The organism is Collinsella sp. i06-0019-1H4 (genome assembly GCF_042849575.1).
Lineage (GTDB): Bacteria > Actinomycetota > Coriobacteriia > Coriobacteriales > Coriobacteriaceae > Collinsella.
On sequence record NZ_BAABYB010000001.1, the window covers coordinates 21,823 to 37,883 of the forward strand.

The 16,061-nt window shown below is 60.8% G+C and carries 11 protein-coding genes; 10 read left to right on the forward strand and 1 reads right to left on the reverse strand.

Annotated elements, in window-relative coordinates:
- The first annotated feature begins 9 nt into the window (after positions 1-9).
- From purD to ACGHEN_RS00160, 9 genes are all read left to right on the forward strand, one after another.
- Positions 10-1,314 (forward strand): phosphoribosylamine--glycine ligase, encoded by a 1,305-nt coding sequence (gene purD / locus ACGHEN_RS00120; protein WP_390396268.1) that lies wholly within the window; start codon positions 10-12, stop codon positions 1,312-1,314.
- A 21-nt stretch (positions 1,315-1,335) separates the two neighbouring features.
- A complete protein-coding gene (locus ACGHEN_RS00125; protein ID WP_390396271.1) occupies positions 1,336-2,031 on the forward strand; it encodes an NUDIX domain-containing protein in 696 nt (231 codons plus the stop codon).
- A gap of 242 nt (positions 2,032-2,273) precedes the next feature.
- Positions 2,274-4,046 carry an ABC transporter ATP-binding protein gene (locus ACGHEN_RS00130; RefSeq protein ID WP_390396273.1) on the forward strand — a complete coding sequence of 591 codons (1,773 nt, stop codon included), beginning with the start codon at positions 2,274-2,276 and terminating at the stop codon, positions 4,044-4,046.
- A 19-nt stretch (positions 4,047-4,065) separates the two neighbouring features.
- The gene (locus ACGHEN_RS00135) at positions 4,066-5,031 is read left to right on the forward strand and encodes a hypothetical protein (RefSeq protein WP_118080038.1); all 966 of its coding nucleotides are present in this window, start codon (positions 4,066-4,068) and stop codon (positions 5,029-5,031) included.
- Between the two features lie 297 nt (positions 5,032-5,328).
- The gene (carA, locus tag ACGHEN_RS00140) at positions 5,329-6,834 is read left to right on the forward strand and encodes a glutamine-hydrolyzing carbamoyl-phosphate synthase small subunit (RefSeq protein WP_390396278.1); all 1,506 of its coding nucleotides are present in this window, start codon (positions 5,329-5,331) and stop codon (positions 6,832-6,834) included.
- 98 nt (positions 6,835-6,932) lie between these two features.
- Positions 6,933-10,247, forward strand: coding sequence for a carbamoyl-phosphate synthase large subunit (carB, locus tag ACGHEN_RS00145; protein WP_390396280.1), 3,315 nt, complete (start codon positions 6,933-6,935; stop codon positions 10,245-10,247).
- A 437-nt stretch (positions 10,248-10,684) separates the two neighbouring features.
- Positions 10,685-11,149, forward strand: a complete 465-nt coding sequence (purE, locus tag ACGHEN_RS00150) for a 5-(carboxyamino)imidazole ribonucleotide mutase (protein ID WP_006235810.1) — start codon at positions 10,685-10,687, stop codon at positions 11,147-11,149.
- A gap of 36 nt (positions 11,150-11,185) precedes the next feature.
- Positions 11,186-12,190 carry a class B sortase gene (locus ACGHEN_RS00155; RefSeq protein WP_390396284.1) on the forward strand — a complete coding sequence of 335 codons (1,005 nt, stop codon included), beginning with the start codon at positions 11,186-11,188 and terminating at the stop codon, positions 12,188-12,190.
- A 65-nt stretch (positions 12,191-12,255) separates the two neighbouring features.
- Positions 12,256-12,675 (forward strand): molybdenum cofactor biosynthesis protein MoaE, encoded by a 420-nt coding sequence (locus ACGHEN_RS00160; protein ID WP_373205041.1) that lies wholly within the window; start codon positions 12,256-12,258, stop codon positions 12,673-12,675.
- A 109-nt stretch (positions 12,676-12,784) separates the two neighbouring features.
- Here ACGHEN_RS00160 and ACGHEN_RS00165 read toward each other — a convergent pair whose 3' ends face one another.
- Positions 12,785-14,014: a putative ABC transporter permease gene (locus ACGHEN_RS00165; RefSeq protein ID WP_390396287.1), complete on the reverse strand. Its 1,230-nt coding sequence runs from the start codon at positions 14,012-14,014 to the stop codon at positions 12,785-12,787.
- Between the two features lie 294 nt (positions 14,015-14,308).
- Between ACGHEN_RS00165 and purF the strand changes: the two genes are divergently transcribed.
- Positions 14,309-15,979, forward strand: a complete 1,671-nt coding sequence (gene purF / locus ACGHEN_RS00170) for an amidophosphoribosyltransferase (protein ID WP_390396290.1) — start codon at positions 14,309-14,311, stop codon at positions 15,977-15,979.
- Positions 15,980-16,061 lie beyond the last annotated feature (82 nt).

Here is a 16,061-nt window from a genome sequence, read left to right on the forward strand (position 1 = left end):
GAGGCACCCTTGAAGGCGGACACTCAAACCATCGACATCCTGTTGTTGGGCAGCGGCGGCCGCGAGCATGCTCTGGCAGCCAAGCTCGCAGCATCACCGCGCGCCGGCAAGCTCTACATCGCGCCGGGTAACGGCGGCACCGCGAGCTGCGGCGAGAATGTGGTTCTCGACGATTGCGATCCTGCGGCCGTGGCGGCGTTTGCCCAGAGCCATGGATGCGGACTCGTGGTGATTGGCCCCGAGGCTCCGCTCGTGGCGGGCGTTGCAGACGCCGTCCGCGCGGCGGGCATCCCGTGCTTTGGCCCGGGTGCCGAGGGCGCCCAGATGGAGGGCTCTAAGCTGTTCTCCAAGCAGCTCATGGAGCGCGCTGGTATCCCGACGGCAGCCTATGGCTCATTTATCGACGAGGCTTCGGCTCTTGCCTATGTGCGCGAGCAGGGTGCTCCGCTGGTCGTCAAGGCCGACGGCCTTGCCGCGGGCAAGGGCGTTATCGTGGCAACCGAGCTTTCGCAGGCCGAGGAGGCTGTGCGTGAGTGTTTTGGCGGAGCCTTTGGCGATGCCGGTAATACGGTGGTTATCGAGGAGATGCTGACCGGCCCCGAGTGCTCGCTGCTGGCCTTTACCGACGGCAAGACCGTTCGTCCCATGGCCACCTCGCAGGACCACAAGCGCGCGCTCGAGGGCGACAAGGGCCCCAACACGGGCGGCATGGGCGTCTACAGCCCGGTGCCTATCGTGACCGACGAGGAGCATGCCACCATGGTGAAGGTCATGGAACAGACCGTGGCAGAGCTTGCCGCCGAGGGCATCGACTACCGCGGCTGCCTGTACGGCGGCTTTATGCTTACCCCCGCCGGCCCCAAGGTGCTGGAGTTCAATGCCCGCTTTGGCGATCCCGAGACGCAGGTCGTGCTGCCGCGCCTTAAGAACGACCTGGTCGAGGTCATGCTTGCCTGCGCCAACTGCGAGCTCGATCAGGTTGAACTCGATTGGCGTGACGAGTGGGCCGTTGCCGTTGTTCTGACGAGCGCGGGCTATCCCGGCAGCTACGAGAAGGGCAAGCTCATTACCGGTATCGAGGACGCCGAGGCCATGGAGAACGTGACGGTGTACCACGCCGGCACCGCTGTGGTGGACGGCAAGCTCGTGACCAACGGCGGTCGTGTACTCGCCGTGACCGCACTGGGCGATACGTTCGAGAACGCTCGCGACCTTGCCTACGAGGCCTGCGAGAAGATCAACTTTGAGGGCAAGACCCTGCGTCACGACATTGGCCTGCGCGCACTGCGCGGCCGCGATGCCTGGGATGCCTAAAATCCGAGAGGAATGAGACGGATGGACGAGAAGAACGAAGAGCTCGTGGACGCGCAGATCGTCGAAGAGGACGGCCGCATGTATGGGCACGCCGAGGGCGAGCCTGGTGGCGAGGTCACTGACGAGCCGGCGCTGGTGCTGGGGGACGAAGACCCGCATGACGCCCTGCTGCACGAGAAGATTCTTTCGGAGGAGTGCGCCTGGAAGGGCAAGATCCTCGACGTCCACCGTCTTGAGGTTGAGCTGCCCAACGGTCACCGCAGCGCCCGCGATATCGTTCGCCATCCGGGTGCGGCGGCCGTTGTGGCACTGACCGAGAACGGCAAGATCGTGCTGGTACGTCAGTATCGCACTGCCATCGACCGCGTGACGGTCGAGATTCCCGCCGGCAAGCTCGATCCGGGTGAGGACCCGCTCGATTGCGCCAAGCGCGAGCTGCATGAGGAGACGGGCTTTAAGGCCGGCCGTATTCGCTTTTTGACGTCGATTGTCACGACCTGCGGTTTTTGCGACGAGATCATTCACATCTACCTGGCTACCAAGCTCGAGTTTGATGCACCCGACCCCGACGATGACGAGTTTGTCAACGTCGACCTGGTACCACTGCATGAGCTGATCGACGCCGTACTCGACGGCAAGATCGAAGACGCCAAGACCGTTGTGGGTGCCTTGGCTTGCGACAGCATTGCTCATCGTTTGGGTGGAGCGGAGCTCTAGGTTACGCGGTTTTACCAAACCGCGTAACGAGTCGACGCTGCAAACGCCCCTAAGCGGCAATCTGCCTTTCAATCGTCGCTCGCGTACCGAAGTACGCGTCGCTCCTCTTTCAAGGCACCTTGCTCGCTTAGGGACGTTTTCGCTGACGCTGCCAGAACATTGGCGTTATATCTGTCGTGGGTTTTTCTTTCGGTTCGCTTGGTCAACCGATTTTTCCGTTCTTCCTATTTCTAGAGGACCACATGCTGAAGCGTTTTCTGTCTTATTACAAGCCCCAGATGGGGCTTTTTGTTGCTGATACTGTTTGCGCCCTGGTACTTGCTGCCATTGACCTGGCGTTCCCCATTATCTTGCGTAATCTGACCGGAGGGTTGTTTACCCAGGGTCAGGCTGCCATTATGCGGGCACTCGGTATGATTGCGGTGGGGCTGGTGCTGATGTATGCCATCCGCTGCGCCTGCCGCTACTTTGTGAGCTATTGGGGCCACGTGATGGGCGCGCGCATGGAGTCCAAGATGCGTGAGGACCTGTTCGATCAGTACGAACGGTTTAGCTTTGCATACTTCGATCGCAACAGCTCGGGCGATATGATGAGCCGCGTGGTCAATGACCTGTTCGATATCTGCGAGGCGGCGCACCACGTGCCCGAATGGATCATTATTTGCGGCATCGAGATTATCGGCTCGTTTGTGATTCTGTTTACCATCGCGCCGGTGCTCGCACTCGCCATGGCTGTGGTGACGGTGGTGTTCGCGGTCATTATGTTTTGGCAGAATATGCGTATGCGCGAGGTCTTTAGCGATAACCGCAAAAAGATTAGCGGCATCAACGCGCAACTGCAGGATTCGCTGGCGGGCATGCGTGTGGTCAAGAGCTTTGCCAATGAGCAGACCGAGCGCTCTAAGTTTCGTGCCTCGAACAATCGCTACCTTTCGTCCAAGGAGAACATGTATCACGCCATGGGCGTCTATACCGCGACGTATGGCCTGCTCTCGGGCGTGCTCTATGTGATCGTGGTGCTCCTCGGCGGTTGGCTCGTTGCCCAGGGTCAGCTGCAGGCGGTCGATATGGCAACCTTCGCGCTCTACATTTCGCTGTTCTGCACGCCGCTCGAGACGCTCGTCAATTCGGCTGAGACGTATCAGAAAGCCATCGCCGGCTTTAAGCGCATGGATGAGGTGCTCTCGACTGTCCCCGATATTCAGGATAAGCCGGGTGCTGCGGATCTGCAGGTGACGGCTGGTGCTGTGGAGTACCGCGACGTGTGCTTTAGCTACGAGGATGTTGAATTGGGCGAGCGCGGCGCCGACGGACGCCCTGTTATCGACCACATGGACCTGTCCATCAAGCCCGGTCAGACCATCGCTTTGGTTGGTCCCTCGGGCGGCGGCAAATCGACGACTTGTTCGCTGTTGCCGCGCTTTTACGACGTTGCCGCCGGCTCCATTAGCATCGACGGCCAGGATGTGCGCGACGTGACGCAGCATAGTCTGCGCCGTGCCATCGGCTTGGTGCAGCAAGATGTGTACCTGTTTGATGGAACGATCGGCGAGAACATCGCCTACGGCAAGCCGGGCGCCACGGCAGAAGAGATCGCCGAAGCGGCCCGCCGCGCCAATATCGATACCTTTATCGAATCGCTTCCGCAGGGCTACGACACCGTGGTGGGCGAGCGCGGCAGCCGTCTTTCGGGTGGTCAAAAGCAGCGCGTCGCCATCGCGCGCGTGTTTCTCAAGAATCCCAAGATCCTTATTTTGGATGAGGCGACGAGTGCCCTGGATAACGAGAGCGAGGAAGCGGTGCAGGAGTCGCTCGAAGAGCTGGCACGCGGCCGTACCACGATCATCATCGCCCACCGTCTCTCGACTATTAAGCATGCTGACGAGATTGCGACCGTTGAGCATGGTCGCGTTGTGGAACGTGGCACGCACGAAGAGCTTCTCGCCCGTGGCGGCACCTATGCCCGTTACTATCGAATGCAGTTCGAAGGTGCGCGTGCGCACGAGCTCGACTGATTGATATGACAGGAAGATCATGGCTGATAAGAACCCTTTGACTCCGGAAGAAGTGACGGAGTTATTCTCCGAAATCGATGCATCCGGCGTCTTGGATCCTACGCTCGCCAAAAAGCGCACCGAGCGCATGCGCGAGAAAGAGGCCGCCGTCAAGCGCGGCGACAAGGCGACGCTGGCGCGGCTGCGCAGCGAGGATCGCGCGAGCCAGGCAAAACATATCGACCCGCTGTCCGAGGACGACCCTTCGGGCTCGCAGGTGAGCCATACCATTACGAAGACCGCCATGGCCGTGGTTATCGGCATTTTGGTGCTGATTGTTGGCATGCAGATTGGCTACGGCGTGATGCGACGTCTGAATACCGCGAACCTTTCCGAAAGTGTTTCGGTGGATACCGTTTCGACCGCGCTCAAGGGTGGACTTGAATGGGGCAATGGCTTTACGCAGTTCCCGCTCGATTTTACCGTCGACGAGGCAGATGAGCGCACGGGCACGGTTGAGGTGACGGTGCTGGACACGTCTTCTGCCAATGAGCTCGAGCTGCTGTCCAACGGTCAGATTCAGGCGGCGGCGCTCGCAACCAACGCCCTGCTCAACGACAAGATCGACCGTGTGGTGTATAACGTTCACGCCTATATCGACGAGGACAGCAGGATCCAGCATGATTCCTTCTTTGGCATGTTTCCTGCTCAGGGGCACCAAAGCGCCATCCTGACGTTCGTTTGGACCAAGAGCTCGTCCAACGCCACGAGTATCGACTGGAAGATGCGCATCGTAAGCATGGACGACACCATTGCCGAGCGCATTCAAAAACAGGTCAACTCGGTTTCATCGCTGATCGAGGACCCGGTGGTGAGCCAGACCAAGATCACGGAGGAGCAGGCCGAGCGCGATCTTGAGCATCGTCTGCACGGTCGAGAGATCTTCCGCGGCGGAAAGCCCGATCGCACGCCGTCCGAGCTGCTGGAGCAGGACAAGCAAAAGTAGTCCGCAGCCACATAGAACGATGCCATCCCGCGTGAGCCGCAAGCCCACGCGGGATGATTTTTCTGGGACGGGGATTAAAAAATCATTCTGTCATGTATGCAGTTGGCGACAAAGCCCTGCTCTCAGAATAATTTTTTAATCCCCGTCCCAGAAAAATCATTATGCACAGGAAGTCATAATTATCATTTTGTAAACAATTCTATGTAATTAATGCCATGGGCGATGCTTGCGGTTAGAATACCGCGAGGCCTAACTACACACCTTTAAGCCGGTCCTGTGAGACCGGGAAGGAGAACTATGGCGAACAACCATATTGCGGGCGCTGCCGCCCGCACCGTCGCGCCCAGCGAGCTGTGCCAGCGTATGCTGGCTAAAACCAGCAAGGGCACCTGCGGTCCCTGCATCCTGTATCTTGAGGATGGGACCATTTTTTATGGCCGTGCATGCGGTGCCGAGGGTACCGCAACCGGCGAGGTCTGCTTTAACACGTCGCTCGAGGGCTACTTTGAGGTCATGACCGACCCGAGCTATGCCGGCCAAATCGTAACCATGACCTATCCGCAGATCGGCAACTACGGCATTGACGAGACCGATGTCCAGTCGGCCTTCCCCGGCGATACCGCTCGCCCCGCGAGCGCTCCCGCCATGCGCGGCATGGTCGTCCACGACATGTGCGCCACGCCTTCTAACTGGCGCTCGACCGTCAGCGTGCCGGAGTACCTGCGTGCACACGGCATCGTCGCTATCGAGGGCGTCGACACCCGCGCTCTCGTGCGCCACCTGCGCGACAACGGTTCCAAGATGGGCATAATCTCGACGGAGATCTTCGACGTCGACGAGCTTGCCGAGCGCCTGTCCGCCGCGCCTACGCTGGTCGGCGAGAACCTGGTCAAGACCGTGAGCTGCCCTGAGCCCCATGCCTTTGCTGCGAACGACCTGCCCACTACGCATGACTTTGCGCTTGCCCCTGCCGCTCCTGCCCGCCACAAAGTGGTCGCCTACGACTGCGGTGTCAAGCGCGGCATCCTGGAGGGCCTGGTCCGTGCTGGCTGCAACCTCACCGTCGTGCCGTGGGATACACCCGCGCGTCAGGTGCTCGACATGAATCCCGATGGCGTCTTTTTGTCCAATGGCCCCGGCGACCCCGATGCCGTGGTGGAGACCTACGAGCAGGTGCAGCAGCTGATCGGCAAGGTGCCGGTCTTTGGCATCTGCCTCGGTCACCAGATGATCAGCCTGGCGTGCGGCGCCCAGATGGAAAAACTCAAATTCGGTCATCGTGGTGGCAACCAGCCGGTTATGAATTTGGTCAGCCGCCGTGTGGAGATCACCGCGCAAAACCACGGCTTTGGCCTGTTGTTCCCCAGCTTGGGCAAGCTTGTCCCCAAGCTTTCGGGCGGCGAGACCGAGCACGCGGCCGATGGCGATCTGCGCGTCTGGGTACGCCGCGGTATCGCGCCGGTCGTGATGAACGAGCGCTTCGGCCGCATTCGCCTGACGCATGTGAATCTCAATGACGGCACCGCCGAGGGTATTCAGCTGCTCGATGCGCCGTGCTTCTCGGTCCAGTACCATCCCGAGGCCTCGCCCGGCCCCACCGATGCCCACTATCTCTTTACCGCCTTTACGCGACTCATGGACGGCGAGGAGAACTATCTGGACATCGATACCGCCAAGGACCGCCTTGCCGGCTGGAATTTCGCCGATAGTGGTTCCGCCGTTCTACCGAACGGCGGACCTGTCGACGCTGCGGCTGCATCTGGCACATCATCTTGCCGTTCTGCTTCGGACGCGCGGGCATAAGCCCAGCGCGCCCTCGCATCACGGCAACCTGATGCACCAGCTGCACCCTCGCTGACTTTTCCAAAACATTGAGTCAGCCTCTCTAGGAGGTTTTAAACATGCCTAAACGTACCGACATCAAGCGTATCCTCGTCATTGGCTCGGGCCCCATTGTCATTGGCCAGGCCTGCGAGTTCGATTACTCCGGCGCCCAGGCCTGCAAGGTGCTCAAGGAGGATGGCTTTGAGGTCATCCTGGTCAACTCCAACCCGGCGACCATCATGACCGACCCGGGCTTGGCCGACCGTACCTATGTCGAGCCCATCACCGCCGAATTTATCGAGCGCGTGATCAAGAAGGAGCGCCCGGATGCGCTGCTGCCCACGCTGGGCGGCCAGACCGGTCTGAATGCCGCCGTCGAGCTGGCAAAGGACGGCACACTCGACAAGTACGGCGTCGAGATGATCGGCTGTGACCTTGCCGCCATCGAGCGCGGTGAGGATCGCAAGCTCTTTAACGAGGCCATGGCCGAGATCGGCCTGGAGGTCGCGCGCTCGGGCTATGCCTACAGCGTGGCTGACGCCGAGGCCATCGCCGAGCGTGTGGGCTATCCCTGTGTGCTGCGTCCGAGCTTTACCTTGGGCGGCGCCGGTGGCGGCATCGCACATACTCACGAGGAGCTCGTCTCCATCGTGAGCCAGGGCCTTGAACTCTCGCCTGCCCACGAGGTACTGGTCGAGGAGTCTATCGAGGGCTGGAAAGAGTATGAGATGGAGGTCATGCGTGATCACGCCGGCAACGGCATCATCGTGTGCTCCATCGAGAATCTCGACCCCATGGGCGTACATACCGGTGACTCCATCACCGTGGCGCCGGCGCAGACCCTCTCCGACCTTGAGTATCAGCGCATGCGTGTCGCCTCGCTCGCTATCTTGGAGAAGATCGGCGTCGAGACCGGTGGCTCTAACGTGCAGTTTGCCGTGAACCCCCAGACCGGCCGCCTGATTGTCATCGAGATGAACCCGCGCGTGAGCCGTTCGTCCGCGCTGGCCTCCAAGGCCACGGGCTTCCCCATCGCCAAGGCCGCCGCTCGCCTGGCCGTGGGCTATACGCTCGACGAGATCGTCAACGACATCACCAAGGCCACGCCCGCCTGCTTTGAGCCCACGATCGACTACTGCGTGGTCAAGGTGCCGCGCTTTGCCTTTGAGAAATTCAAGGGCACCGACCCCACGCTCACCACGCGCATGAAGGCCGTGGGCGAGATCATGGCGATCGGCCGCACCTTTGAGGAAGCCTTTGGCAAGGCCATGCGCTCGCTGGAGGACGGGCACCAGGGTATTTGCGCCGGTGGCAAGGAGGGCGCCGATAAGCTGAGCGACGATGAACTCGCCCAGGCCGTGGGCACCCCGACTGAGCACCGCATCTTCTTTGTGGTCGAGGCCCTGCGCCGCGGCTGGGATGTTGCGCGCATCCACGCCATCTGCGGTATCGATCCGTGGTATCTCAACCGCATCAACGATATGGTGCAGGTCCAGGAGAGCGTTCGCGGCCTGCGCGTGGAGGACATTGACGCCGACGCGATGCGCCTGCTCAAGCAGTATGGCACGAGCGATGCCGAGATTGCCGCGCTGACCGGCTCGGATGAGCGTTTTGTTCGCGCTTACCGTAAGGGTCTGGGCGTGGTTCCCAGCATGAAGACGGTCGACACCTGCGCCGCCGAGTTCTCGAGTGCCACGGAATACCACTATAAGACCTACGAGAACATTTACCGCACGAGCCCGATCGCCAAGAAGTGCGTTGCCCCCGACGAGACCACGCCGGCAAGCAAGCCCAAGGCGATGATTCTGGGTGCCGGTCCCAACCGTATCGGCCAGGGTATTGAGTTCGACTACTGCTGCGTGCATGCGAGCTATGCGCTGGCGGCCCGCGGCTTTGAGACCATCATGGTCAACTGCAACCCAGAGACCGTCTCGACCGACTACGACACGTCCGACCGCCTGTACTTTGAGCCGCTCACCTACGAGGACGTCATGGACGTTATCGACGTTGAGCGTCCCGACGGCGTCGTAGTGACGCTCGGCGGCCAGACCCCGCTTAAGCTGGCACGCATGCTCGAGGAGAGCGGCGTGAACATCATGGGTACCAAGACCGACGCCATCGATTTTGCCGAGGACCGCGAGCGTTTTGCCGCCCTGCTCGACAAGCTGGGCATTATGTACCCGCCGGCGGGCCAGGCCACCTCGTTTGAGGAGGCCGAAGCCGTTGCCGCGCACATTGGCTACCCGCTGCTGGTGCGTCCGAGCTATGTGCTGGGCGGTCGCGGCATGATGATCGCCTACGATGCCGAGCATCTGCGCGATTACATGGCCGAGGCTGCGCGCATTAGCCCCGACTACCCGGTGTATCTGGACCGCTTCCTGGAGGGCGCGATCGAGTCCGATGTCGACGCCCTGTGCGATGGCGAAGAGGTCTACATCGGCGGCATTCTGGAGCATATCGAGGAGGCCGGTATTCACTCCGGTGACTCTGCGACCTGCATTCCGCCGTTCAGCTTTAGCGAGAGCCTGCAGGCGAAGCTCCGCGAGACCACGCGTCGCATCGCAATGGCGCTGGGAGTTCGCGGCTTGGTCAACGTGCAGTATGCCATCAAGGGCGAGACCGTCTACGTGATCGAGGCCAACCCGCGCGCCAGCCGTACCGTGCCGTTCATCTCCAAAGCCACTGGCGTGCCGCTGGCCAAGTGCGCGGCGCGTATCATGGCGGGCGATTCTATCGCCAGTCTTGGCCTGCCGAGCGACGAGCGTCAGCTGGATTGGTTCTGCATGAAGGAAGCCGTTATGCCCTGGGGCCGTTTCCCGGGAGCCGACGTTATTCTGGGGCCCGAGATGAAGTCGACGGGCGAGGTCATGGGTATCGCCAAGAGCTATCCTGAGGCATACGCCAAGACGCAGCTGGCGATTGACTACAAGCTGCCCGACCCGAGTTGCGGCAAGGTGTTCATCAGCGTGTGCGACCGTGATAAGCGCCATATCCTTTCGGTCGCCCGCATCCTGCGCTACTTGGGCTTTGACATCTGCTCTACCGAGGGTACGGCGCGCGTGCTGCGCGGAGGCAACGTGACGTGTGAGGTCGTGGAAAAGATCAGCGGCCCGCACGACGGCGAGCGTCCCAACATCGGTGACCTCATCGCCGATGGCAAGATCGCGGTGATCATCAACACACCGTACGGCCCGGGCTCGCGTGGCGACGGTTATCTGTTGCGCACCGAGGCCGTGCGCCGCGGCGTGACTTGCGTGACCGCGATGTCTGCCGCCAACACGTACGTGAGTGCCATCGAGGCGGTGCGTGAGGACCAGCAGGGTCACGGCAGCGCCAACGACATGGGCATGGACGTCATCGCCCTGCAGGACCTGCCGCAGCACACGGTGTAGTTGACCTGGCCGGCCGGGGCGGCAGCCGGACACTTTCTCTCGGAAACTGGGCTTCGCGAAGTTTTCCGAGAGAAAGGACCGCCTCCCGCCCCGGCCTGCGGTGACTTGGCTGCACCGTGTGCTGCCGAAGGGGCTTTGTGCGATGACTAGGGCTGAATAAAAAGTGAGTGTGGGCTCCGCCGTTCGTTCGAACGGCGGAGCCCACGTTAATATTTCAGCCAACGTACGTCATGGCAATCCCCGGTAGGTCGCAGGGCGCTTCGCGGGCGGGCCAGGCTTTATCTGAACGACTTTGCGAAGCAACCGGAGTGAAGATAAAGCCTGGCCCGCCCGCGAAGCGCCACAAAGACCGCAGGGACGGGAGCAGCTATACTACTCTCAGTAGTTAAGGGTCGCGGATCCGCCGCGTCGCCGCTCTCAACAGGAGGTCTTTGTTTATGGCAGATCAAAAGCCGGTTGTCGGGATCATCATGGGCTCTAAGTCCGATCTGGGCGTTATGGAAGGCTGCACCGCCGAGCTCGAGGCGCTTGGTGTGCCCTATGAGCTCGTCATTGCGAGCGCACACCGCACGCCGGCGAAGGTCCACGAGTGGGCCTCGACTGCTGCCGATCGCGGTATCAAAGTAATTATCGCTGCCGCCGGCAAGGCCGCTCACCTGGGTGGTGTCGTGGCTGCCTTTACGCCGCTGCCGGTTATCGGCGTGCCTATGAAGACAAGTGACCTGGGCGGTATGGACTCGCTGCTGTCGATGGTGCAGATGCCTTCGGGCGTGCCCGTGGCCTGCGTTGCCATCAACGGCGCCAAGAACGCCGCCATCTATGCTACGCAGATTCTGGGTGCTTGCGACCCCGAGTACCGCAAGGTTATCGAGAAAATGAAACAGGAGATGGCCGACGCCTAAGCGGCTTGCCATTCCGCTGCAATCATAGGGAGAGTCATGTCCGACTATCAGGGAAAACGTTTCTCGGCTTCTCAGATCCCCGATCCATCCAAGGCGGGATCGGCCCGCTCCATGCAGCAGGGTCGGGCATCCTCTCCTCAACAGGCTCGTGCGCCGCGCCCCGTAACGCCGACGTCCCATCGCCGTCAGGATACGCCGGCTGCGTATCGCCCCTCGTCATATGGCACGGCAAAGAAGCGGACCCGGACGACGAGGCAACTGAGCGGCGCTCCGTCCAGCTACACCGAGCCGCCGCGCAAGAAACGCCGCTCCATCATCCCCATTCTGCTCATCATCATCGGCATCGGCCTGATTGTTGCCGCCGCTGCCATCTTTATCAATGCTCAGATTGGCTATAAGCAGGCAAGCGATTCGTACCAGAAAATCGAGAAGCAATATGTAAGCGATAAGGACGCCAGCGGCGTGCCGATTATCGACTTCGATGCACTTGCCCAGACAAATCCCGAGGTTGTGGGTTGGATTTACGCGCCGGGAACCAACATCAACTATCCCGTGGTGCAGACCAATAACAACTCCAAATACCTCAACACGCTGTTCGACGGTACGGCCAATGCGTCCGGGGCCATTTTCCTGGATAGCGATGACACCGCGCCGGGAATGGTTGACCAGCAGACCACGATCTACGGCCACCACATGAATGACGGGTCGATGTTCAACGTGATTTCGGACACCACCGACCAAGCGACATTCGATAGCATCGAGTACGTATATTACATCACGCGCGATGCAACGTATAAGCTGCGACCGCTGGCGACCAAGGTCGTCGAGGATACGTATGCCAAGGCGCGCACGCCTAATTTTGAGGGTGACGACGGGCTCAAGAACTACCTGTCCGAGATGCTCGACGGCGCTTCGGCAGTGGCGAGTGATGCAGGCGATCGCGCTGCTTCGGCAACCAAGGTCGTGACGCTCGTGACCTGTCGCTCACTGTCATTTAGCAATACGCGCGCCGTCATGGTGCTCACGCCGGTCGAGGAATAGATTGTTAAGAGTAGCTAAAAGAGCCCCGTCCCAAATGAGCTGCTCGATGACGGTAAAAGGAGGAAATGATGCTCGAGAATGGCAAAACGATGCCTTCGATTGATGCTTGGCTGCGCGAGGCCAAAGCCGATTCGTCGGCGCCTGCGTGCGGTATGTATCTGACGCATAACGGTGTGGTGCGTGCGACGCCCAAGGCCGAGGTGCGCGGAGTTGAGACCGGTGGCGTGGCGCCGGGCCACAAGGTGGGCGGCATGGTCTTTGACTACGACGCCGAAAAGGTGCGGTCTGCCATCGAAGCCACGCGCGCGATGCCCGGCATCGGCTATGTGCGCGTGTGGCTGGCGAGCGGCGAGCTTTCCGTGGGCGACGATATCATGCTCGTGCTCATTGGCGGAGACATTCGTCCGCACGTGGTCGATGCCCTGCAGTCGCTTGTCGGCACCATCAAGAATGAATGCGTGAACGAGGTAGAGCGCGAGGCATAGGGCTTTGCGATCGATTCGAGCCCATCTGTAGCAAGAGCCCGCTGGCAGTTAGATTGAACTGCCAGCGGGCTTACTTGTCCGTTGGAACCGACTTGCAGCAGCGCCAGCGCTATACGCGTGTGGCGTCCTTGGGGCTCATGGTCATGCTCTGGAAGCGATTTTCCATGTATTCATTATCGAAATACTTGCCGTAGAACTGCGCGACGGGAATATCCGGCTCCGTGCCGTTGACGCGCTGGTACCAGTAGTCGAGCGACTGCAGCGTCATGACGCCGTCGACCAGCATAATGACGGTAAAGATGACGGTAGCCGAGTAGCGGCTCTTCCACGGAATCATGTTGATGAGCTTGAGCAGCCTCGGCAGCAGCAGCTTGATCCAGATGAGGCCACCCAGGCCCCACAGACAGGCGAAGCCCGTGCAGGTGCGTCCGCCCGTGAGGACCACGAGCGGGTCGGGCATACCGAACAGCGTTATGTGCGAGTAGCTCCACGAGACCACGCCAAACGCGGTCTGCATAAACCAGCCCACGAACACCTCAAAGCTGGCGCCGAGCAGGGCGCTCACCAGGAAAATGATGATGGGGTTCTTTTTATAGAAGCGGTTGAGCACCATGGTCATGAGCACGGCACCAAAGCCGTAGATGGGGCTGAAGGGGCCAAACAGCATACCGGCGCGGTCCTGGTAGACACCCGGATCATTGACGGTCATATGCCAGATATCCTCCAGGACCAGGCCGAGCACGCAGCAGACAAAGAATACCCAGAACAGGTTGAAGTAGTTGAGCTTGATGTAGCCCTCGCCGGTTTCATCGCGCCCGAGCATGCCCTCGGCGGCGGCGTCGCGGTCGAGCATCTCCTGCAGGCGGCGCTGCAGCTCGCGCTCCTGGCGCAGTGTGGGGTCGACGGTGGCCGAAAGCGCGACGAGGATGCCGAGCTGGATGGCAGGGCGCAGCAAGAAGGGCCCGATGCCCTGGAGCATCACGTCAACCAAAAGCTCGACGACGGTAAACGCGATTAGGATATAGGACAGACGGGCGGCATTGCGGCGCTGGTTCTTGATGAGGTCCAGGCCAAAGATGATCAAGATGACGGCACTGGCAGCCGAGAGCATGATGCCGGCGACAATTAGTCCGACCGCGACGAGCGTGTTGTCGCCGAGCTTGGCGGCGGCGTTGCCGTTGATGAGTGCGGTGATGACCTGCCACATAAAGGCGCCGACCGACGGGAGCGTGCCCACGCCGGACAGGATGCACAGGACGGCGTATACCTTAATGATGAGGGGGATCTTCTTGACCTCCGTGGCGCTGGGGACGCTGGGGTCGAGTTCGTTTCGATCCATACATAACCTTTCTCGTTTTGCTGTAGGCACAAGGATACGCCGCCGACCTGCCAAAAGACAGGACGAACGTCCCAATTGCAACAATGTAAGTCCTAACGGCGGGCGAAGCGTGGCGTAGTGAGGGTCGGCGTGGCACTGCCACCCACGTCGTGAAGCCAAATAAATGTTTGGCAACAAAACTGATTATTAGCTCGGTGGGCTTTTAAAAAGCGCTGCTCATGCGCTGGGGAGCGCGTCGCGCCGTGCGTATAATAAGGCGGGTAACGCCAAAATACGAGGCTCTGAGGGGATGCCATGTCTCAAGAAACCATCCGCGCGGCCGAGCGCGCCGCGGGACAGGTGAAGACCATGTCGACGTATGATCCGGACTCCGACCAGCTGCATGAGGAATGTGGCATTTTCGGCGTATGGGCGCCCGATCGCGATGTGGCTCGACTGACGTACTTTGGCCTGCGTGCGCTGCAGCACCGTGGCCAGGAATCGGCGGGAATCGCCGTGGGTGACGGCGGCACGGTTATGGTCCGCAAGGATCTGGGGCTGCTCGACCGTGTGTTCTCCAACGCCGACCTGTCGACGCTCTCCGGCCAGCTGGCCGTGGGCCACGTGCGCTATGGCACCGCCGGCGCCAAGAGCTGGGAAGCCTCGCAGCCGCATCTTTCCACCATCAACAGCGTCATTATCGCGCTTGCTCACAACGGTACCCTCGTCAACACCGACGAGCTGCGCCGCCAGCTGATCGAGCTGGGCGTGCCGTTCCTCTCCAATTCGGATTCCGAGGTCGCGACCAAGCTTATCGGCTACTTTACCCAGCGCACGGGTCATCTGCGCGAGGGCATTCGCAAGACCATGGAGCTCGTGCGCGGCGGCTACGCCATGACGCTCATCAACGAGCAGGCGCTCTACGCATTCCGCGATCCGCACGGCATTCGCCCGCTCGTGCTGGGCAAGCTGGTGGACGAAGGTCTGGACCAGGCCGATGCCGCTTCTGTTTCGCAGCTGCCCTCGCAAGACGGTGCCTCGACGGTCGACTCCGCCGTCCATGTCACGCGCGCCGGCGGCTGGGTCGTTGCCTCCGAGACGTGCGCGCTCGACATCGTGGGCGCCGAGTACGTCCGTGACGTCCGTCCCGGCGAGATTTTGCGCATCAGCGCCGAGGGTCTGGTATCCGAGCAGGGCGTGCCTGCAGCCGAAGAGCCCGCAAACTGCATCTTTGAGCAGGTCTACTTTGCCCGCCCCGACTCCATCATGAACGGCAAGAGCGTCTATGCCTGCCGTTACGACATGGGTCGTCAGCTGGCACACGAAGAGCCCGTCGAGGCCGACCTGGTCATCGGCGTGCCCGACTCCGGCCTGCCGCCTGCGGAGGGCTATTCGCACGAGAGCGGCATTCCCTTTGGCGAGGGCCTTATCAAGAACCGTTACGTGGGCCGTACGTTTATCGAGCCTACGCAGGAGTTGCGCGCCATGGGCGTGCGCATGAAGCTTAACCCGCTGCGCGACAACATCGAGGGCAAGCGCCTGGTCGTCATCGACGACTCCATCGTGCGCGGCACCACCATGGTGCAGCTCGTCAAGATGCTGCGCAACGCTGGCGCCAAGGAGATTCATATCCGCATCAACTCGCCCGAGGTCATCTGGCCATGCTTCTACGGTATCGATACCGACGTGCAGTCGCAGCTTATCAGCGCCAACAAGACGGTCGACGAGATTTGCGAGTATATCGGCGCCGATTCGCTGGCCTTCCTTTCGGTCGAGGGCCTGCTTAAGGTCATGCCCAAAGGCGGTTACTGCGATGCGTGCTTTACCGGCCGCTACCCCGTGGCGATTCCCGAGAGCTTTGGCCGCGACAAGTTCATGGAGGGCTTTAAGCCCCGCAACCTGGACAAGCCGCTGCATGTTGATGACGACGCCGTGGTCGAGAAATACGACGACCGCAGTTGGGAAGAGGAGCACGGCGAGGCCTAAAACCTGCCATGTAGGGACAGGTTTATTTTGGTAGGTTTTACCTGCTGTTTTGTTGATATGGCGGCGCGTGCTGTTATGGCGC